Source organism: Bacteroides sp. Ga6A2 (assembly GCF_000702225.1).
In the GTDB taxonomy this organism is placed as follows: Bacteria; Bacteroidota; Bacteroidia; order Bacteroidales; family Bacteroidaceae; genus Ga6A1.
The window spans coordinates 15,399-35,510 of record NZ_JNKX01000041.1 but is presented as its reverse complement, the minus strand read 5'-3'; the positions used below and the strand labels follow the sequence as shown (position 1 = coordinate 35,510).

The following is a 20,112-nucleotide window of genomic DNA, read 5'->3' as shown; positions in this document are numbered from 1 at the left end:
AGGAACGTCGAGGAACGTCGAGGAACGTCGAGGAACGTCGTAGAAAGGTAGAGGGAAGATAGAGGGAAGGTATATGCAATCAGAATTCTCGCAATTCAAAATTCAGAATTGATAATTCTGGATTAATAAGGGATAATTTGAATACGAATTGTTCTTTTGGTAAATACAAAATAGCGGCAAGGTACATCCAAGATACATCCAAGGTACATCCAAGATACGTCAAAGGTATATGCTGAGTATATGCAAGGTAGAGGGAAGGTAGAAGGAAGCAAGCCGATAGCAAGGGGGTAGCAAGGGGAAAGGTTCGACGAAGCATATATTGATGCAATTCTGAGAAACTTGAAATTTGAAAATTGAAAGTTTTGAATTTGTAATAAATTGCGCGGAAAATATTCTTTTGGTAAATACAAAATAGTGGGTAGGAAGAAGGTAGGAAGAAGGTAGGAAGATGGTAGCAAGATGGTAGCAAGACAGAAGATAGATTCAAGGTAGATTCAAGTAAGCCGGAAGGTACGGGGAAGAGCTTATAAAGGTAGACTAATGGTTGAGAATCGGAATAGGTAAACTCTTAATATAAATTTACCAATGTAACAATTGGGGTTGGTATGGGTAACGTGAAACTCTGTGGAAAGCCTAACTGCTATTTGACGAATAATTCAAAATTATAGAAAAAGTAAGCTTTTTGTCTTTTGGTAAATACAAAATAGTGTCAATGTATATGCAAGGTATATGTTGGGTATATGTAAGATATATGCAAAGTATAGCCAGATTAGGTGATGGGTAGGTTGTGGTGAAGTTGAAGAAAGTTGAAAATTGGGAGTGTGATTTAATTGACTGGAGGAATTGAAGTAAGCCGATAGCAAGGGCATAGTGGGAAGCCCGTTGCTCCTCCCTCCCAAATAAACTGCCAGTCGTTTGTAAAATACTGGATACGCATAGAATAGTACAATGTCGTTGTAAATAAAGAACAGAAATATTGTGTTTTGAAAAACTTTACTGATATAAAAACACGTAGTTTTCTTTATTTTATGATATGTTATGCAGATTTTCTGCAAGTTCGTTTTGCCGAAGATGGGGCACTCCTTTAGAGTGCTTTTGGCTTGTGCGCTATTTTTCCGCAGGTCGCTCCGACCTACGGTTACTGAGCGGAGACGCCTTCAGCGTCTGTAAGCGCGTTTGATGTAAGATTTCTTCGGGATGCCTTCGGGATTCGTTCGGGATTGCAGAAGAGAAGAGCGCAGACCACGATAGGGTATTTTTTATTCGTGTTTCTAGTTTGTAAATATTTTTTGTATTTTTGTAAAAAAGAAATTTTATGGGCACAAATAAATTAGCTACTACGATAGAAAATCAAATAGAGTTGCTATGTTCTAGAGGCATGACTTTTGGAAGTAAGGAAAAGGCAAGGGAGAATCTGTTTGATATCGGGTATTATAGACTAGGTTTCTATTGGTTTCCTTTTGAGGAAACTTATCCTCGTGTCGAAAAGAGAAATCATAAGTTTAAAGAGGGAACTTTGTTTGAGTATGTGATACAACTTTATTATTTTGACTTTGACGTTAGAAATATCTTCCTGAAATATATTAGCAGGATAGAAATAAATTTCAGAACTAAGTTAATCTACGAAGTGTCAAACTTCTGGTCTGATAATCCATTTTGGTATGTTGATAGCAAATGTGTAAGAACAATATTTTTAGATGGTGCTGATTACATTAATGCCATTGATGCCTTAGATAGAGAAACGGTAATAAGTCGTGATAAAAAGAGATATCATCGCGATTATGCGCCAGCATGGAAGGCTATAGAATTTATGTCTTTTGGTATTGTAATTCAGTTGTTCAACAATTTGAAGGATGACGGTATAATAAGAAGTAAGATTTCAAAGCATTTTGGAATTAGTTCTCCAAATCAGTTTTCCAGTTATATGGATGTTATAAGACGTTTACGTAATAGTTGTGCTCATGGAAAGGTTATCTTCGACTATGAACTTCCGGGTGCATTGCCAAATATGTCACCAGTAAAACTTAATTCTTCGCAAATCACTAATTTAAGTGGTACATACGAGGTGTTCAAGTATCTGTTAGGACAGGTTTCAAGTAATAGGGTTGTTGATTTGAGAGATGATATGAAAAGAGCGTTTGACAGAGTAAAAAATGAGGTTGTACTGAAGGTAATTACGCAAAATTCTGGTCTAGATGTAAAAATACTATAAAATGTTTGTGTGATTGGCTTTTTTGAAGTAATTTTGTAGCAGATTATAAAGTGCAATAAATAGTTACGGCTATTTTCAATGCACTCTAAAAGGAAATGACAAGCCTGTCTCTTAAAAAAGGGATAGGCTTTTTCGTTTTGTGCCGCAAATAATCTATGCTTTATTCTTTTTTCGATGCACGTTCGCGGTGTTTTAGGGCAAGATCCTGCAAGGCTCTGCCCATTTCGTCTTTCTGTGCCAGCATCAGAATGTCATCGTCAAGTTGCAGGGCATATAGAACACGCAGATAGATGCCAATGGCAACAGTCGGCGCACCTTTCTCGATTCGGGCAACAGTAAGCGGAGAGCAGGTTGCACGTTCTGCAACCTGAGCCACGCTAAGGTTACGGCGCAAGCGGGCAAGCTTTATTTGCTCGCCAACTGTCTGCATTTTCTGTTCAAGCTTTCTGGGAAGCTTTGTGCCCATAGTTGTTTTGCTCATAAGGCATTTCAATCATTATTTACGAATGCAAAAATACGTTATTTTCTTTATTTTATGATAAGTTGTGCAGTTCAGAAGATGGGGCACTCCTTTAGAGTGCTTTGGGGCTTGTGTGCCATTTTTCCACAGGTCGCTCCGACCTACGGTTACTGAGCGGAGACGCTTTCAGCGTCTGTAAGCGCGTTTGATGTAAGATTTCTTCGGGATGCCTTCGGGATTCATTCGGGATTGCAGAAGTTGGGAACAACGGCATCTTTACGAAAAAAAACGGAGGTTTCGTGGATTTGTGTGCCGAAACCTCCGCTAATAGATTGTTATGTCGCAGTCTGCTAATCTAACTTGCAGCCTTTAACGTTGACGAAGAAGTCGCGCACGTCGGCGATGAAGCGTTCTCTGTCGAACTGCTTGCGTATCTTTGTTGGTACGTTCTGCGATTCGAGTTTTTTCATTATAGCCTTGCCGATGTATGTCGGTCTGTCCTCATCGCTTACCTTGATGAACTCCGCCTCTGGCATTGGAATTTCGAAGAATAATGTCATGACTGTGAAGATGTAAGGATCAAAAGGGTCTGCTGTAGCTCTGTAATCTGAGCGAACTCGACATTTCATCAGTTCTGTGTTTATAAATATAAGTGTAAGTGCATCTAACTGAATGTCTGTGGTGTAAGTCTTACCAGAAAGATGTTTGTTTAGTTCTTGTCCTACACATTCTGCTTTTTTAACCAAATCTTGAGCATAGAATGGCTGAAAAATAAAACTTGTTTTCATAACCCAAAGAAAAATAATTATTTGTGCTAAAAATATACATTCAGATATAGCAACGTTTTCTTGCTAATCTAACTTGCAACCTTTAACGTTTACGAAGAAGTCGCGCACATCGGCGATGAAGCGTTCTCTGTCGAACTGCTTGCGTATCTTTGTTGGTACGTTCTGCGATTCGAGTTTTTGCATTATAGCCTTGCCGATATATGTCGGCGTGTCTTCTCTACTAACCTTGGTGAGTTCTGCCAATGGCATTGAAATTTCAAAGAATAGTGCCATGACGTAAGCCTCATATGCATGTATTGGCATATATATAGGTCTTACTCTGCATTTGAATAATTCGGTATTAATAAACTCGAATGTGACTTTTTCAAGTTCCATGTCTGTTATATAACATCTACCTGATAGATGTTTATTTAGCTCTTTGCCTAAATGGTATATTCTACTCCTAAGATATTCATAATCGTAGTGATAGGCTTGGGGCGAAAATTCTATTTCCATGGCATTATAAATTAATTCTTGCCTTTATCGGATTATGTCGCGTAAATCCGATAAAGGCAAGTGGTTCTTATTTTCCTCTTACAATCTTCTTAATCTCGTTAAGCTTGTTCAGAGCCTCGAGCGGAGTAAGATTGTTTACGTCTATGCCCAGAATCTCGTCGCGCACTTGGCACAGAACAGGGTCGTCGAGTTGGAAGAAACTCAGTTGCATTCCGCTGCTCTTCGACGGCTTGCTTATGCTCTTAGCCTTGCCGTTGCCGTCGCCCTGATACTTGCTTTCGAGCTCCTTCAAGATGGTGTTGGCGCGCGATACTATCTGCTTTGGCATACCAGCCATCTTGGCAACATGGATACCGAACGAGTGCTCGCTTCCGCCCTCAACAAGCTTGCGCAGGAAGATAACCTTGTTGTCAATCTCCTTAACCGCCACGTTGTAGTTCTTTATGCGCTTAAAGTTCTTGCACATCTCGTTAAGTTCGTGGTAGTGAGTGGCAAAGAGCGTGCGCGCGTTAGCCTTCTTGTTCTCGTGGATATACTCAACTATTGCCCATGCAATAGATATTCCGTCGTAGGTTGATGTGCCTCGTCCCAGCTCGTCGAAGAGCACGAGCGAGCGCGATGTTATGTTGTTGAGGATGTTCGAAGCCTCGCTCATCTCTACCATGAAGGTCGATTCGCCCACCGATATGTTGTCGCTTGCGCCCACACGCGTGAAAATCTTGTCTACCACGCCAATGCGCGCGCTCTCGGCAGGCACAAAGCAACCAATCTGAGCCAGAAGGGTGATGAGGGCAGTCTGTCGCAGAACCGACGATTTACCGCCCATGTTAGGACCTGTAATTATCAGAATCTGCTGTTTGTCGCTGTCGAGCAGAATATCGTTGGCTATGTATTTCTCGCCAAGCGGAAGTTGCCTCTCGATAACAGGGTGTCTGCCTTGCTTTATGTCGATAACCAGACTCTCGTCAATCTCCGGGCGTATATATCTGTTCTCCTGCGCCGCTATTGCAAACGACAGCAGACAGTCGAGGTTGGCAAGCTGGGTGGCATTGACCTGAATGGCAGGGATATAGCCCGAGATGTCCTGCACAAGCTCGTTGAACAAGCGCGTCTCGAGCGTCAGAATCTTCTCTTCTGCGCCCAGAATCTTGTCCTCGTATTCCTTCAGTTCCTGAGTGATGTAACGCTCGGCGTTGGCAAGCGTCTGCTTTCTTATCCAGTCGGACGGCACGTTGTCCTTGTATGTGTTTCTTACTTCGATATAATAGCCGAAAACGTTGTTATAGCCTATCTTAAGGCTCGATATGCCCGTAGCCTCAATCTCTCTCTGCTGAATCTGAAGAAGATAGTCCTTGCCCGAGAAGGCTATGCGTCGCAGTTCGTCCAGCTCTGCGTTGACCCCATCGGCAATAACGCCGCCTTTGGCAACCAACAGCGGAGGGTCGTTTACAATCTCCTTGGCTATGCGTTCGCGAATGATGGAACAGTCGTTAAGAAGTTCGCCGATACGCTTCAGACGGTCGTTGGCAGAGTGTTCGCACGCCGACTTTATCGGTTGCGTAGCCTGAAGCGCAATCTTTAGTTGCACAAGCTCGCGCGGCGACACTCGCCCTGTGGCTACCTTCGAGATTATTCGCTCTATATCGCCCACAAGTTGCATCTGCTCGGTTATGCACTCCTTGAAGTCCGGCTCGCGGAAGAAGTACTCGACCACGTCAAGGCGCTCATTTATCGCCGAAACGCTCTTGAGTGGGAATACTATCCACCTCTTTAACATTCGGGCTCCCATGGGCGAAATAGTGCGGTCTATGACCGTCAGAAGACTGTTGCCGCCCTCGTTCATGGTGTTCATCAGCTCCAAGCTGCGTATCGTGAACTTGTCGAGGCGCACATATTTGTCCTCCTCGATACGCGAGATTGACGTGATGTGGCCAATCTGCGTGTGCTGAGTCATCTCAAGATATTGCAGTATTGCTCCGGCAGCTACAATTCCGTTGCGCAGATGCTCTATGCCGAATCCCTTCAGGTTCTTTGTATCGAAATGCTTTATAAGCTTGTCGTATGCCTGCGACTCGGTAAACACCCAGTCGTCCATCTCGAAAGTGTACAGTTTTGAGTCGAACGTGCTCTGAAACAGCTCCTTGTATCCGCGTCTGAAGAGCACCTCTTTTGGCGAGAAGTTGCCAAGAAGCTTGTCTATATAGTCGGATGTGCCTTCGGCTGTAAGGAACTCGCCCGTAGAAATATCGAGGAAGGCAATACCGATTACGTTCTTGTTAAAATGAAGGGCTGCAAGAAAGTTGTTCTCGTCGTAGTTGAGAACATTGTCGCCCATTGCCACGCCCGGCGTTACAAGCTCGGTTATGCCACGCTTAACCAGTTTCTTTGTCAGTTTCGGGTCTTCGAGTTGGTCGCAGATGGCAACGCGATGTCCGGCGCGTATCAGTTTTGGCAGATATGTGTCGAGAGCGTGATGTGGAAATCCTGCCATCTCAATAACCGTTCCCTTGCCGCCGTTGTTACGCTTTGTAAGGGTTATGCCAGTTATGTCGGCAGTAGTAACTGCGTCTTCGCAATATGTTTCGTAAAAGTCGCCGCATCTGAACAGCAGGATTGCATCGGGATTCTTGTCCTTCAAATCCATAAACTGCTTCATCATCGGAGTCATTACCACATCTTCTCTTGCCATTATTGTATCGTCTTTTTTGTTTGAGCAACAAAAATAATGTTTTTTGTTCGTAGGGGGAATAAAAATGCTATAATTTTGTGTTTGCTTAACAATTTTAGAATTAGTGCAAAAATGAAATCAGTCAGAAAAATGATTGCCGTGCTTGCTGCGGTGTGTGCCTTGAGTACAAATCTGTCGGCTCAGGAACTTAAAGACGAAGTGTCTGTCAGCATCGGAATTGCTCCGTATCCGTATGTGCCTGTAATGGATTGGGGCTATAATGAAGACGGTTTTTATAACAATCCGTATTACCATGTTCGTGTTACTCCGATAGCCGTACAATATATGCACAGTTTTAACCATTGGCTGTCGGTTGGCGGATTGTTTGTTTTCCATTCATATTCTGGAGGCGATGTTATGGAGTTTTCTCCAGAGGTTTTAAACAAAAAAGACCGTAACGTGTTTGCCTTTATGGTTGCCGGCAGAGTAAATGCCATACATCGCGACCACTTCAGCTTCTATGCCAAGGTTGCCCTCGGTCCGTCTTTCGACCATGTAGGATTCATTAAGATGCCGGGCGACAAGCGTGAGGTTAGCAACGAGGTTAATCTGGCATATCAGATAATGCCCCTCGGCTTTGAGTTTGGTGGCCGCAGGCTGAAAGGCTTCTTCGAAACAGGCTACGGCTATCAGGGAATGTTTATTACTGGCGCACGATACGCCTTCTGATTTTTTCTAAACGTCATTTTCCGATTTCTTTTTGTTTCCAAGTCGAAACGCTTTGTCGATGTTGAAAAACTATCTGAGAATCACCATTTTGTTTAAAACAAGGCCGAAAACTGTGGAAAACAACCGCTTTTTCTGTTGATAACCGCCAAAATCCACACAAACAGACGATTTCTGATTATCAACAGCGTGTTTATAACTTTTTGTTTCTTGTGAAACAATCGAGGGGAAACAATGTTTCACACCGTTTCCCCTCGAACTAAAAATCTTTATTTCTTCTCGCCGAATTTCTTGCAGAGGCTTCCGCCAAACATGCAATAGAATCCGATTATGATGAATGGGATGCTGAGAATCTGTCCCATGTCAAACAACATTCCGTTTTCGAAATCTTCTTGTACTTCCTTAACATACTCAACAAAGAAGCGGAACGTGAAGATAGAAGCAAGGCAGAATCCGAAGAAGAATCCCGTGCCAACCTTTTCTTCGTGCTTCTTGTAGAGGTAAAGCCCAACCAAGAGAATGATGAAGTAGGCTATGGCTTCGTAAAGCTGTCCCGGATGTCGCGGAACCTCATCTACTCTGTGGAAGATAAACGCCCAAGGCACATTGGTAGGGCAGCCTATAATCTCAGAATTCATAAGGTTTCCCAGTCTGATGAAGCATGCCGTAACCGGAGTGGCTATCGCGATGTTGTCGAGCACTCGCATAACGTTCAGCTTTGACCATCTTACATACAACAGCAACGCGATGATGATTCCTATTGTTCCGCCGTGGCTTGCAAGTCCTTGATATCCAATAAGGTCCCATCCGCAGCCACCGTGCGTACATGGAATCCAGCCCAAGAACCATTGTGCGTGGTTAGGGTCGAACACCTCGCGTATTGGCAAAAACATCTCTATAAGATGGTTCGAGAAATATCCGAAGTCGTAGAACAGACAATGCCCCAGTCGCGCACCGATAAAGATACCCAAGAAGCAGTATGTAAACAGAGGGTCGAACAGTTCTGGCTTTATTTTCTGCTTCTCGTACAGCCATTTAACTATGAAGTAACCCAGCGCGAGTCCCATAATCCAGCAAACGCCATAGTATCTTGCCGAGAAAGGACCGATGCGGAACAACTCAAGGTTAGGGTTCCAGTTTATGAAGTAAAGAAGATTCATCATACCGGCAAAGTTTTATACGTTGAAGCGGAAGTGCATGATGTCGCCGTCCTGCACAACATACTCCTTGCCCTCTACGCCAAGTTTTCCTGCCTCGCGAACGGCAGCCTCGCTTCCGTACTTGATGTAGTCTTCGTACTTTATCACCTCGGCGCGGATGAATCCCTTCTCGAAGTCGGTGTGGATTACGCCAGCGCATTGTGGTGCTTTCCAACCCTTGTGGAATGTCCATGCCTTAACCTCCATCTCGCCAGCCGTGATGAATGTCTGAAGGTTCAGAAGGTGGTAGATTGAGTTGATAAGTCTGTCGCAGCCAGACTGTTTCAAACCGAGGTCTTCGAGGAACATCTGCTTCTCTTCGTACGACTCGAGTTCAGAAATATCAGCCTCGGTCTGAGCCGAGATGACCAGAATTTCGGCATTCTCATCTTTTACAGCCTCTTTAACCTGCTCAACATATTCGTTGCCAGATGCCGCGCTCTTGTCGTCTACGTTGCAGACGTAAAGTACTGGCTTTGAGGTTAGAAGGAAGAGATTCTTTGCAATCTCCTGCTCGTCCTCGCTCTCGAACGAGACGGTACGCGCGCTCTTGCCTTCCATCAGAGCCTTCTGGTATGCAGCAAGCACTCCGTATTCTATTTTGGCATTCTTGTCGTTACCTATTTTGGCAATTTTCTCGACTTTCTTCAGTCTGTTTTCAACGGTTTCCAAGTCCTTCAGCTGAAGTTCGGTGTCGATAACTTCTTTGTCGTGAACTGGGTTCACCTTTCCGTCAACATGAACGATGTTATCGTTGTCGAAACAACGCAGAACGTGGATTATTGCGTCGGTCTCGCGAATGTTGCCAAGAAACTGGTTTCCAAGACCTTCGCCCTTGCTTGCGCCCTTAACAAGACCTGCGATGTCAACAATCTCGCAAGTGGCTGGAACGATGCGTCCCGGATGAACAATCTCTGCCAGTTTTGTTAGTCGCTCGTCTGGTACCGAGACCTGTCCGAGTTGTGCGTCGATGGTACAGAAAGGGAAGTTTGCCGCCTGTGCCTTAGCACTTGACAAACAGTTGAATAGGGTAGACTTTCCCACGTTTGGAAGTCCTACAATACCTGCTTTTAATGCCATATTTTAGTCTTATTATTTTCTAATTAAAATTTCAGTTCGCAAAAATAGTAAAAAATAATGAATTCGGGGGAGGATAGTGCCATTTAGTGTGCCTCCAGCCAGTTTTTGCCCCAGCCGCAATCAGCCTTCAACGGAACTTTCATCTTATAGGCATTCTCCATCTCCTCAATTACAATCTGCTCAACCTTCTCCTTCTCGTCGGGATATACGCTGAAGTTAAGTTCGTCGTGCACCTGAAGAATCATCTTTGAGCGGATTCCTTCTCTTTCGAAACGATTGTAAATGTTTATCATTGCCACTTTTACGATGTCGGCGGCACTACCTTGGATAGGTGCGTTTATGGCGTTGCGCTCGGCATATCCGCGAACAACCGAGTTACCCGAATTGATGTCGGGCAGATAGCAGCGACGCTTGAAAATCGTCTCGGTGTACATCTTTTCGCGAGCCACCTCGATGCTCTTGTTCATGTACTCCTTAACGCTTGGGAAGGTGGCGAAATAGCCGTCTATCAGCTCTTTAGCCTCGGCGCGCGGAACCATCATGCGCTCGGCAAGACCAAACACGCTGATGCCGTAGATAATGCCGAAGTTGGCAGTCTTTGATTTGCTTCGCTCCGTCTTTGTAACCTCGCTAACATCCTTTTTGTATATTTTTGCAGCCGTTGCAGCATGAATGTCGAGACCTTCGTTAAAGCTCTCAATCATGTTGGCATCGCCGCTAAGATGAGCCATTATTCTAAGCTCAATCTGTGAGTAATCGGCAGAGAAGAACTGGCATCCTTCTTCGGGAATGAATGCCTTTCTTATTTCCTTTCCGTTGTCGTCGCGGATAGGGATGTTCTGCAAGTTAGGGTTGCTCGAACTTAGTCTGCCTGTTACCGTAACAGTCTGATTAAAAGATGTATGAATCTTCCCCGTTCGCGGATTTATCAGTTCTGGAAGAGCCTCGATATATGTGCTGAGAAGCTTCTTTAGTCCGCGATAGTCGAGAATACGCTCAACGATTTTATGCTTGCCTTTGAGCGATTGCAGAACCTCTTCGGATGTAACGTACTGACCAGTCTTCGTCTTTTTCGGTTTCTCTACAATCTTCATCTTGTCGAAGAGGATTTCGCCAACTTGCTTCGGCGATGAGATATTAAACTCCTGACCGGCAAGTTCGGTTATCTCCTTTTCGATATTTATGAGTTCTTCGGTGAATCTTTTTGCACTTTCCTTCAGAGATTCGGTGTCGAGACAAACGCCGTCGTATTCCATCTTTGTGAGAACAGGCACGAGCGGCATCTCAATATTGTAGAAGAGTTCTTCACATTCTTTCTCCTTCAATTTGTCGGCAAGAATGTTTTTGAGTTTCAGAGTTACGTCGGCATCCTCGCAAGCATATTCGTAAACGTCGTTTGGCGAGAGGTCGCGCATGTTCTTTTGGTTCTTGCCCTTTGCTCCGATAATTTCCTCGATGTGAATAGTTGTGTAGTTGAGTAGGGTAGAAGCCATGTAGTCCATGTTGTGACGCAACTCTGGTTGTATCACATAATGAGCCACCATTGTGTCGAACATCTTGCCTTTAACCTTTATGCCGTAGTTCATCAGAACGAGCATGTCGTACTTCATGTTCTGACCAACCTTGCCGATTTCTTCATTTTCGAAGAATGGCTTGAATTTGTTGAGTGTCGTTTGCGCCTCGTCTCTGTTTTGGCTCAACGGAACGTAGTAAGCCTCGTTTTCGGCAAAACTGAAACTCATACCCACAATATCGGCGTTCATTGGGTCTGTTCCGGTCGTTTCGGTGTCGAAACAGACTTCTTTTTGTGACAAAATATTTCGCAAAAGATTATCTTCAATCTCTTGATTGTCAACAAGAATGTATTTATGCTCTATGTCTGAAAGCGTAGTTTGCTTGCTTTCGGCTTTTTCTTCTTGAACGTCTGCCGCGAATCCGCTGAACAAATCGCCCTGAATCGGGCCTTTTTCGACCGACTTCGGCTTAACGCCCAAAACCTTGTTTAGAAGTTTGCTGAATTCGAGTTCCTCAAAAAGTTTTCTCAACTCTTCCTCGTTTGGTTTGGCAATTTTCAGATTTTCCATGTCGAGAGTTATCGGAACATCTTTTCGGATTGTGGCGAGAACCCTCGAAAGTGAAATCAGTTCCTTGTTCTCTTCTACCTTCTTTTTCAGAGCACCCTTCAGCTGTTCGGTGCTGTTAAGAAGATTTTCGATGCTTCCAAATTCGCTGATGATTTTCTGCGCCGTCTTTTCGCCAACGCCCGGACATCCCGGAATGTTGTCGGACGCATCGCCCATAAGTCCGAGGAAGTCTATAACTTGGTCGGTATTCTCAATGCCGAATTTTTTCTTCACCTCCTCTATGCCCATAATCTCATAGCCGCCGGTATGCTTTGGGCGGAACATCTTCACGTTTTCTGTAACCAGCTGACCGTAGTCCTTGTCGGGAGTGAGCATGAAAGTTTGTATTCCTTTCTCGTCGGCCTGATGCGAAAGCGTTCCAATAACGTCATCTGCCTCGAAACCAGCAACTTCCAGAATAGGAATGTTGTAAGCCTCGATAATCTTCTTTATTATCGGAACAGAAAGTTTTATATCTTCGGGAGTTGACTCTCTTTGAGCCTTGTAAGGTTCGTACATCTCGTGGCGGAAAGTCTTTCCGCTCGGGTCGAAGGCGATGCCGATGTGCGTAGGATTCTCATTATTAAGAACATACTCAAGAGTGTTGACAAAACCGAGTATTGCCGATGTGTTCAGCCCTTTTGAGTTTATTCTTGGAGTTCGTATAAGCGCGTAGTAGGCTCTGTAGATGAGCGCGTAGGCATCGAGTAAGAATAGTTTTTCCATTTATTTTAACTTTGAGATGTAAAAGTAACTAAAAAATATGATTTACAATCATTTTATTAGTAAATTTGCAACTATTATATTTATGGATCAGATTAGTTTTATAAGAAAACCCGTTGAGAAAGAGTTAGAGGCGTTTAATGTTGTCTTTGACAAATGCTTTGTGCATGATAATAATCTGATAAATAAGATTTTACAATTCATTCATCAGAAAAAGGGAAAGCAGATGCGCCCCATTCTGGTTCTCTTGACAGCGAAGCTTAACGGTGAGATAAACGACAAGACTCTGTATTCGGCAGTCACTCTCGAACTGCTGCATACGGCAAGCCTTGTGCATGATGATGTGGTTGATGAAAGCGACAGACGAAGAGGACAGAGAAGTGTTAACTCTCTGTTTGATAATAGGTTGTCTGTCCTTATGGGCGATTATCTTCTATCTTCGGCTCTTCTGAATTCAGCCAAGACGAATGATTGCCGGATAGTTAACATCGTGAGCATCCTCGGACGGCTGTTGGCAGAAGGCGAGATAAAACAGATAGAAAACATCGACAACAAGGATATTTCGGAAGAGAAATACCTCGATGTAATCGAGAAAAAAACAGCCGTTCTCTTTGCTGCAAGTGCTGAAATGGGAGCCGTAAGCGCAGGTGCGTCTGATGAAAATATTGCTAAAATACGCGAATTTGGCAGACTTTTAGGTATCTGTTTTCAGATAAAAGATGATATTTTCGACTACATTTCATCGTCCGAAATAGGCAAACCTACGGGCAACGATATGCGCGAAGGCAAGCTCACTCTGCCTGCCATTTATGCCGTTAATAAGAGCACAGATGCTGCATATCGCGAGCTTGCGATGAAGGTAAAAAGCCTCGAATCCACCGAGGAAGAGCGCGATAAACTGATGGATTTTGCCATCAAAAACGGCGGAATAGAGTATGCCGAATCGGTAATGAAACAGTACGAACAGAAGGCGAAAGATATTCTCTGTATCTTCCCAGATTGCGATATTCGCGATTCGCTTTTCGAATATCTCGACTTCGTAACAAACCGTAATTTATAGTATTTCAGAAATAAAAAAACGGGGCTAAATTGCGTATTTAGTCCCGTTTTTCGTCTTTAAATCAAAAGATTTTATCGCTAATGCTGCAATTAGAAATAATTCTCTGTATCCTTTGTTAATTCCTTGTAGATAAGGTTTGCCAAACTGCTTGTTCCAAGGCGGAACATCTTGTTGTTAACCCACTCGTTACCAAGAACTTCCTTGACAATTGTATAGTAGGTTAGGGCATCGTCGATGGTTTTCATGCCGCCAGCAGGCTTGAATCCAATCTGAATGCCAGTCTTCTCCTTGTATTCCTTGATAGCCTCGCACATAACGTAAGCTGCCTCTGGAGTGGCTGCTGGAGAGATTTTTCCGGTAGATGTCTTGATGTAATCGGCTCCGGCATACATCGCGATGATGGCTGCTTTCTTGATGTTTTCAGCAGTTTTCAACGCGCCAGTCTCGAGGATTACCTTAAGCGATTTCTCGCCGCAGATAGCCTTCAATTCAGAAATTGTGTCGGCAACACCCTCATAATCACCAGCCAAGAACTGACCAACAGGCAGAACGATGTCTATTTCTGTTGCTCCGTCCTTAACAGCAAGGGCTGTCTCGGCAACCTTAACCTCTTGGAATGTCTGTGAAGAAGGGAAAGCGCCTGATACACAGGTGATTTCTACGCCGTCAACCTCAAGAGAATCGGCTACGATTTTTGCGAAATTTGGGTAAACGCAGATGGCTGCAACGTGTCCCAAATCGGTGTGGTCGGCATCGAAACTGTTTACTTTCTCAACCATTTTCAAGATGCTCTCGTCGCTGTCGGTACAACTTAACGATGTAAGTTCGATGCTGTTGAACAAGAACTTCATTGTCTCTGGAGTGCGGTTTTCAGCCAGTCTTTCGCTGATAATTCTCTCAACCTTAGCCTTTACAGCCTCGTCGTTGAGTGCAGTATTATACTGCTTTAAAGCTTCCTCGTACTTGTTTGTATCCATAATTATTTCAGTTTTGTATTATTCAAATGTCTTTCTTTATCGCGCGATGTTTTCTTCTCAAGATTCTTTTTAAAAGCCTCTGTAAGGTCTACGCCGGTCTGGTTGGCAAGACATATCAGAACCCACAAAATATCCGCCATTTCATCGCCTAAATCGTGCTTTTCGCCCTCTTTGAACGACTGTTCGCCGTATGTTCTTGCCATTATTCTTGCCAGTTCGCCCACCTCTTCGGTAAGGCAAGCCATGTTTGTAAGCTCGTTGAAGTATCTCACGCCGTACTGGCGAATCCACTCGTCAACTTGCTTCTGAGCCTCTTCTATCGTCATCTTTATTCCTTATTTTTGCTATCCATAATGATGGTTACAGGGCCATCGTTAAGCAACTCAACCTTCATGTCTGCGCCAAATTCGCCTGTGCCTATCGGTTTGCCCAGTTCGTGCTTCATTATCTCGCAGAATTTGTTGTAGAGAGGTATCGAAATCTCGTGCTTTGCGGCTCTTATGTACGAAGGACGGTTGCCTTTCTTTGTCGATGCCATGAGTGTAAACTGACTTACAACGATGATTTCGCCGCCGATATCGAGGACTGATTTGTTCATTACACCGTTTTCATCGTCAAAAATACGCATGTTTACAGCCTTTTTACAGAGCCATTCTGCGTCTTCTGGAGTGTCGGTTCCTTCTACTCCGACGAGGATTAGCAAGCCCTTTCCGATAGCCGATTTTACGCTGTTGTTGATGGTTACGCTTGCTTTCGAAACCCTTTGTATAACAACTCTCATTTCAATGTTTTATTTACAAAGATAAACAATATTCTATATAGATGCTATTTTTATGCGGAAAATTTACTCTTTTGGCATGCCGAAATGCTTCGCGATAATGCCAGCCTTGCTCTCTCCAACGACAGTTTTCAAGTCGCTGAAAGACGCTTCTTTTATGCGTTTTACGCTCTTGAAATGCTTCAGAAGGGCATTTTTTGTCTTTTCTCCGATGCCTTTTATGTCGTCGAGTTCCGATTTTGTCTGTGCTTTGCTTCGCTTATCCTTGTGGAAAGTGATGGCATATCGGTGAACTTCGTCTTGAATCTGTGTAAGAAACTTGAAAAGACGCGATTTTATATCGATTCCAATCGTTGCAGGAGGGTTGCCGAAAAGCAGTTCGGATGTGCGGTGTTTGTCGTTCTTGGCAAGTCCTGCGATGGCTATATCAAGGTGTAAAACATCCTCTACAACGCTTCTTATAGCCTCCATCTGGCCTTTTCCGCCATCGGCAATAATGAGGTCGGGCAGAGGCTGATTCTCCTCTACAAGGCGCGAATAACGGCGATATACTACTTCGCGCATAGATGCGTAATCGTCAGGACCTTCAACCGTTTTTATGTTGAATTTGCGGTAATCAGACTTGCTTGGCTTTGCTTTTTTGAATACAACGCAGCCTGCTACGGCATATTCGCCCGAAATATTCGAATTATCGAAGCATTCTATGTGCATTGGCAGCTGTTTTAGCTTCAGAGCGTCTTGTAGTTCCTTCATCAGGCTGGTGCTCTTTTGCTCTGGATTTAGCTTTTCTGCGCGCTTTAATCGGTCGAACTGGTATTGCTTTACGTTCATTTCCGACAGACTGAGAAGCTTTTTTTTGTCGCCTCGTTGTGGTACTGTAAACGTAACATTATTCAATTCCGACTCTATTTCAAAAGGTACGATAATCTCTTTTGAGGTGCTTTTATAACGCTCGCGCATTTCGATTATACCCATTAAAAGCAGTTCTTCTTTGGTTTCATCGAGCTTTTTTTTGTACTCAAAAGTGAATGCTTGGTTAATAGCACCATTGGTGATATGCAGGTAATTTATAAACGCATTATCCTCGTCTATGCCAATTGAGAACACATCTATATTATGCAAAATCTGACTTACAACCTCGCTTTTTGCTCTGTAATTTTCGAGAATCATGTACTTCTTTTTGATGATTTCAGCCTCTTCAAAACGCATTTCTTCCGAAAGTTGGAGCATCTTTTCGTACATTTCTTTCTCTATTTCGTGCGTGTTCCCTTTCAGAATTTCTTTAATCTGACGGATATTTTCGATGTATTCTTCGTGGCTTTGTTTGGCTATACAAGGCCCCAAACAATTCTTAATATGATACTCCAGACAAGGCGAAAACTTGCCGGATTTTATGTTTTCTGGAGATAAAACAAGGTTGCAAGTCCGCAAAGGATACAGTTTTTTTATCAGCTCAAGAAGCGTGTACATTGTCGAAATGTGCGAGTACGGACCGTAGTAGGTTGCACCATTTCTTTCTGTTTTTCGAGTGCTGAAGACACGTGGAAAATACTCGTTGCTCACGCAAATAGAAGGGTAGGTTTTATCATCTTTTAGCAGAATATTATACCTCGGTTTGTACTTTTTTATGAGATTATTTTCGAGCAAAAGAGCATCCTCTTCTGTGTTTACAACCACATATTTCAAGTCTCGAATCTTGCTTACAAGCATCCTCGTTTTGTTCGAAATCTGGTTCTTGTTAAAGTATGAACTAACCCTTCTTTTTAGGTTCTTTGCCTTACCAACATAGATGATTTCTCCCTCCTCGTTGAGGTACTGATAGCATCCCGGACACTCTGGTAAATTGTGTACGATGCCCATGATGTAATCCTTGTAAGAAGACGCTTTCTGCTCGCTCATGATAGTGTGGTGTTAAAGTATAACTTCAGCAAAAAATGCTTTAATAAACTTTTGTAACTTCTTGATTTGACGGATGGTTATAAGTTTTGTGAAACAAATTGTTTCACGTGAAACCCAGCCTAAAATCACCTTCCGAGGAGCACGAGCAGGATGTTGACATCGCTCGGTGAAACGCCCGGAATTCGACTTGCCTGAGCCAGAGATTCGGGGTCGATTTTCGTGAGCTTCTGGCGAGCCTCGGTCGAGAGATTCTGAATCTCGTTGTACTTGAAGCGACCCTTGATTTTGATGTTCTCGAGACGCTGCATTTTGTCCGCCACAAGTTTCTCTCGTTCGATGTAACCTTTGTATTTTATCTGTATCTCGGTGGCTTCGATGATTTCGTCTTTTCTGTCATCAATCTTGTCGAGAAGATTTCTGAAAGATTCGATTTGCGAAGATATGTTTTCGATGCCAATCTGAGGACGGCTAATCAAGTCGATTAGCTTGCAACCTTGCTTGATTGGGGTAGCGCCAACTCGCTCAAGAAACGGATTTATTCTGTCTTGCTTGATTGAGAAATTTTGGCAGAATTCAACGATGTCGTTCATCTGTTTTTCTTTCTTCTTGAAATACTCAAAACGGGCAGAGGTTGCAAGTCCGATGTTGAATGCTTTTTCTGTCAAGCGAGCATCTGCATCGTCTTGTCTGAGCAAGATTCTGTATTCGGCTCTCGAAGTAAACATTCGGTAAGGCTCGTCCACACCCTTTGTGACCAAATCGTCGATGAGAACGCCAATATATGCTTCGTCGCGTCCGAGAGTGAAAGTCTTGTTTCCGCTGCAACGCAGAGCTGCGTTTATTCCGGCAATTGTTCCTTGACCGCCGGCTTCCTCGTAGCCTGTTGTGCCGTTTACCTGTCCGGCAAAGAACAAGCCTTTCAGAATCTTCGATTCGAGCGTGTGCGTGAGCTGTGTAGGGTCGAAGAAATCGTATTCAATTGCATATCCCGGGCGATAAAGCTGGATATTCTCAAAAGCCGGGATTTTTTTTAGAGCGTTTAGCTGAATATCTATCGGAAGTGAAGACGAGAAACCGTTCAAATACATCTCCTGTGTTGTTTCGCCTTCGGGCTCGAGAAATAACGGATGCTGCTCCTTGTCGGGGAATGTTACGATTTTTGTCTCGATGCTCGGACAGTATCTCGGACCGATACTCTTGATTTGACCGTTGTAGAGAGGGGAGTCGGGCAGACCTTCGTTCAGAATTCTGTGAACTTCTGAATTTGTGTAGCAAGTCCAGCACGGAAGTTGCTTCAGTTTTCGCGATTCGCCCATATAAGAGAACTTGTGAAAGTCGTTTTCGCCGTCCTGAACCTCCATTTTCGAGAAATCAACGCTTCGTGCATCAATTCTTACCGGAGTTCCAGTCTTCATTCGTGCCGCGTTAATGCCATGAGCCGTTATCGATTCGGTAAGATGGTATGAGGCAGGTTCGGCAACTCGTCCGCCCGGAACTTGTGTTCTTCCGAAGTGCATTAGTCCGTTAAGGAATGTTCCTGCGGTGAGAACGACCGATTTCGCATAGAATTCAACATCGAGAATCGTCTTTACTCCAACGATTTCATCGCCCTTTACTATTATTTCCTTTACAACATCTTGCCAGATGCTTAGGTTAGGAGTGTTTTCGAGAATCTCGCGCCATGCCCAGATAAACTTGCCACGGTCGCACTGTGCTCTTGGACTCCACATTGCCGGACCTTTAGAGCGGTTAAGCATTCGGAACTGAATGGCTGTACGGTCGGTGACGATGCCCATGAATCCTCCGAGAGCATCGATTTCGCGGACAATCTGTCCTTTTGCGATGCCTCCGATGGCAGGATTACAACTCATCTGACCGATTTTGTTCATGTCAATGGTAATAAGGCAAGTTTTGGCTCCCATATTGGCGGAGGCTGCCGCTGCTTCGCATCCAGCGTGTCCTGCGCCGATAACAATCACATCAAATTTAAATTCCATAAGTCCGATTTTAATATTAGCGCAAAAATAAACAAAATTATTTTCTTTTGAAATGTGTAGTTTGCAAATACGAGTGTCAAACGCTTTTTTTTAGGTCGGGATTGATTTTTTACCTTATATATTCCGTAAAATTTCATTTTTTTAGTATACTTTTGCGCAAAGAAGGCAAGAACAAATTTGTATTAATAATAAAATAACTTTAAATTTTTAATCATTTATGTGGTTAATTGATTCTTCAATTGGACGTAAGGTTGTGATGTCTGTATCGGGCATTGCCCTTATCTTGTTCTTGACGTTCCATGCGTCAATGAACGTAGTAGCATTGTTCTCTGCTGAGGGCTACAACATGATTTGTGAGTTCTTGGGCGCAAATTGGTATGCTGTTGCAGCTACTATTGGACTTGGCGCACTGGTAGTCGTTCACTTCGTTATGGCTTTCATTTTGAATTACCAGAACAGAAAGGCTCGCGGTAACAATGCCTATGCTGTTACAAACAAGCCAGAGAAGGTTGAGTGGGCTTCACAGAACATGCTTGTCCTTGGTATTATCATCATTCTTGGTATGCTGCTGCACTTGTACAATTTCTGGTACAATATGATGTTTGCAGAGCTGGCTGGCATCTCTGGTCCTTTCGACACTCCAAAGCCATCTGACGGCTATGCATTCATCGAGCAGACATTCAAACAGCCTGTTTACTCAGTAATCTATGTACTATGGCTTATTGCCTTGTGGTTCCATCTTACACACGGCTTCTGGAGTGCAATGCAGACTCTTGGCGTTAGCGGTAAGATTTGGTTTAACCGTTGGAAGATGATTGGTTATGTATTCTCAACAATCATTATCCTTATGTTCCTTGCAGTAGTTGTTAAGTTCTCAATATTTGCTGCTTGATAGTTTTATTCATTCATTTAAATTCGAAAAATCAT

General features: G+C 43.6%; 16 protein-coding genes. 4 read left to right on the top strand and 12 right to left on the bottom strand.

From position 1 onward, the window contains the following. Positions 1 to 1,315: 1,315 nt before the first annotated feature. On the top strand, positions 1,316 to 2,212 hold the full coding sequence (locus T538_RS0111025) for an Abi family protein (protein ID WP_031533833.1): 897 nt from the start codon (positions 1,316 to 1,318) through the stop codon (positions 2,210 to 2,212). Between the two features lie 160 nt (positions 2,213 to 2,372). Here the strand turns inward: T538_RS0111025 and T538_RS0111020 are convergent, their stop codons facing one another. From T538_RS0111020 to mutS, 4 genes are all read right to left on the bottom strand, one after another. Continuing rightward, positions 2,373 to 2,693: a helix-turn-helix domain-containing protein gene (locus tag T538_RS0111020; RefSeq protein ID WP_031533832.1), complete on the bottom strand. Its 321-nt coding sequence runs from the start codon at positions 2,691 to 2,693 to the stop codon at positions 2,373 to 2,375. 329 nt (positions 2,694 to 3,022) lie between these two features. Continuing rightward, positions 3,023 to 3,418, bottom strand: coding sequence for a hypothetical protein (locus T538_RS0111015; RefSeq protein ID WP_155993134.1), 396 nt, complete (start codon positions 3,416 to 3,418; stop codon positions 3,023 to 3,025). Between the two features lie 105 nt (positions 3,419 to 3,523). Continuing rightward, positions 3,524 to 3,763 (bottom strand): hypothetical protein, encoded by a 240-nt coding sequence (locus tag T538_RS0111010; protein WP_031533830.1) that lies wholly within the window; start codon positions 3,761 to 3,763, stop codon positions 3,524 to 3,526. A 259-nt stretch (positions 3,764 to 4,022) separates the two neighbouring features. Then, positions 4,023 to 6,644, bottom strand: a complete 2,622-nt coding sequence (mutS, locus tag T538_RS0111005; protein ID WP_031533829.1) for a DNA mismatch repair protein MutS — start codon at positions 6,642 to 6,644, stop codon at positions 4,023 to 4,025. Between the two features lie 111 nt (positions 6,645 to 6,755). Between mutS and T538_RS0111000 the strand changes: the two genes are divergently transcribed. Then, positions 6,756 to 7,352, top strand: a complete 597-nt coding sequence (locus T538_RS0111000) for a hypothetical protein (RefSeq protein WP_031541240.1) — start codon at positions 6,756 to 6,758, stop codon at positions 7,350 to 7,352. A gap of 266 nt (positions 7,353 to 7,618) precedes the next feature. Here T538_RS0111000 and lgt read toward each other — a convergent pair whose 3' ends face one another. From lgt to polA, 3 genes are all read right to left on the bottom strand, one after another. Continuing rightward, a complete protein-coding gene (lgt, locus tag T538_RS0110995) occupies positions 7,619 to 8,512 on the bottom strand; it encodes a prolipoprotein diacylglyceryl transferase (protein ID WP_031533827.1) in 894 nt (297 codons plus the stop codon). 12 nt (positions 8,513 to 8,524) lie between these two features. After that, positions 8,525 to 9,628 carry a redox-regulated ATPase YchF gene (ychF, locus tag T538_RS0110990; protein ID WP_031533826.1) on the bottom strand — a complete coding sequence of 368 codons (1,104 nt, stop codon included), beginning with the start codon at positions 9,626 to 9,628 and terminating at the stop codon, positions 8,525 to 8,527. Positions 9,629 to 9,711: 83 nt separating this feature from the next. Next, positions 9,712 to 12,477: a DNA polymerase I gene (polA, locus tag T538_RS0110985; protein ID WP_031533825.1), complete on the bottom strand. Its 2,766-nt coding sequence runs from the start codon at positions 12,475 to 12,477 to the stop codon at positions 9,712 to 9,714. Positions 12,478 to 12,559: 82 nt separating this feature from the next. On the opposite strand from polA, the gene T538_RS0110980 reads away from it, so the two are divergent. After that, positions 12,560 to 13,534: a polyprenyl synthetase family protein gene (locus T538_RS0110980; protein WP_031533824.1), complete on the top strand. Its 975-nt coding sequence runs from the start codon at positions 12,560 to 12,562 to the stop codon at positions 13,532 to 13,534. An 89-nt stretch (positions 13,535 to 13,623) separates the two neighbouring features. On the opposite strand, the gene deoC is transcribed toward T538_RS0110980, so the two are convergent. The 5 genes from deoC to mnmG all read right to left on the bottom strand — a co-directional run bounded on the left by deoC (position 13,624) and on the right by mnmG (position 19,185). After that, positions 13,624 to 14,511, bottom strand: coding sequence for a deoxyribose-phosphate aldolase (deoC, locus tag T538_RS0110975; protein WP_031533823.1), 888 nt, complete (start codon positions 14,509 to 14,511; stop codon positions 13,624 to 13,626). Positions 14,512 to 14,513: 2 nt separating this feature from the next. Beyond that, complete coding sequence (locus T538_RS0110970; RefSeq protein ID WP_031533822.1) at positions 14,514 to 14,837, bottom strand: nucleotide pyrophosphohydrolase; 324 nt, start codon at positions 14,835 to 14,837, stop codon at positions 14,514 to 14,516. Between the two features lie 2 nt (positions 14,838 to 14,839). Further along, positions 14,840 to 15,292 carry a D-aminoacyl-tRNA deacylase gene (gene dtd, locus T538_RS0110965; protein ID WP_031533821.1) on the bottom strand — a complete coding sequence of 151 codons (453 nt, stop codon included), beginning with the start codon at positions 15,290 to 15,292 and terminating at the stop codon, positions 14,840 to 14,842. 63 nt (positions 15,293 to 15,355) lie between these two features. Then, on the bottom strand, positions 15,356 to 17,188 hold the full coding sequence (uvrC, locus tag T538_RS0110960) for an excinuclease ABC subunit UvrC (protein WP_031533820.1): 1,833 nt from the start codon (positions 17,186 to 17,188) through the stop codon (positions 15,356 to 15,358). Between the two features lie 125 nt (positions 17,189 to 17,313). After that, positions 17,314 to 19,185 (bottom strand): tRNA uridine-5-carboxymethylaminomethyl(34) synthesis enzyme MnmG, encoded by a 1,872-nt coding sequence (gene mnmG / locus T538_RS0110955; RefSeq protein ID WP_031533819.1) that lies wholly within the window; start codon positions 19,183 to 19,185, stop codon positions 17,314 to 17,316. Positions 19,186 to 19,402: 217 nt separating this feature from the next. Here mnmG and T538_RS0110945 point away from each other — a divergent pair, with 217 nt between their 5' ends. Continuing rightward, positions 19,403 to 20,077, top strand: coding sequence for a succinate dehydrogenase cytochrome b subunit (locus tag T538_RS0110945; RefSeq protein WP_031533818.1), 675 nt, complete (start codon positions 19,403 to 19,405; stop codon positions 20,075 to 20,077). Positions 20,078 to 20,112 lie beyond the last annotated feature (35 nt).

What these genes read in the sequence shown, in the direction of transcription:
- T538_RS0111025 (WP_031533833.1), top strand. Translation starts at nt 1,316, where the DNA reads ATGGGCACAAATAAATTAGCTACTACGATAGAAAATCAAATAGAGTTG.
- polA (WP_031533825.1), bottom strand. Translation starts at nt 12,477, where the DNA reads ATGGAAAAACTATTCTTACTCGATGCCTACGCGCTCATCTACAGAGCC.
- uvrC (WP_031533820.1), bottom strand. Translation starts at nt 17,188, where the DNA reads ATGAGCGAGCAGAAAGCGTCTTCTTACAAGGATTACATCATGGGCATC.
- ychF (WP_031533826.1), bottom strand. Translation starts at nt 9,628, where the DNA reads ATGGCATTAAAAGCAGGTATTGTAGGACTTCCAAACGTGGGAAAGTCT.
- deoC (WP_031533823.1), bottom strand. Translation starts at nt 14,511, where the DNA reads ATGGATACAAACAAGTACGAGGAAGCTTTAAAGCAGTATAATACTGCA.
- lgt (WP_031533827.1), bottom strand. Translation starts at nt 8,512, where the DNA reads ATGATGAATCTTCTTTACTTCATAAACTGGAACCCTAACCTTGAGTTG.
- T538_RS0110980 (WP_031533824.1), top strand. Translation starts at nt 12,560, where the DNA reads ATGGATCAGATTAGTTTTATAAGAAAACCCGTTGAGAAAGAGTTAGAG.
- T538_RS0110970 (WP_031533822.1), bottom strand. Translation starts at nt 14,837, where the DNA reads ATGACGATAGAAGAGGCTCAGAAGCAAGTTGACGAGTGGATTCGCCAG.
- mnmG (WP_031533819.1), bottom strand. Translation starts at nt 19,185, where the DNA reads ATGGAATTTAAATTTGATGTGATTGTTATCGGCGCAGGACACGCTGGA.
- T538_RS0111010 (WP_031533830.1), bottom strand. Translation starts at nt 3,763, where the DNA reads ATGCCAATACATGCATATGAGGCTTACGTCATGGCACTATTCTTTGAA.
- T538_RS0111020 (WP_031533832.1), bottom strand. Translation starts at nt 2,693, where the DNA reads ATGAGCAAAACAACTATGGGCACAAAGCTTCCCAGAAAGCTTGAACAG.
- dtd (WP_031533821.1), bottom strand. Translation starts at nt 15,292, where the DNA reads ATGAGAGTTGTTATACAAAGGGTTTCGAAAGCAAGCGTAACCATCAAC.
- T538_RS0111000 (WP_031541240.1), top strand. Translation starts at nt 6,756, where the DNA reads ATGAAATCAGTCAGAAAAATGATTGCCGTGCTTGCTGCGGTGTGTGCC.
- mutS (WP_031533829.1), bottom strand. Translation starts at nt 6,644, where the DNA reads ATGGCAAGAGAAGATGTGGTAATGACTCCGATGATGAAGCAGTTTATG.
- T538_RS0110945 (WP_031533818.1), top strand. Translation starts at nt 19,403, where the DNA reads ATGTGGTTAATTGATTCTTCAATTGGACGTAAGGTTGTGATGTCTGTA.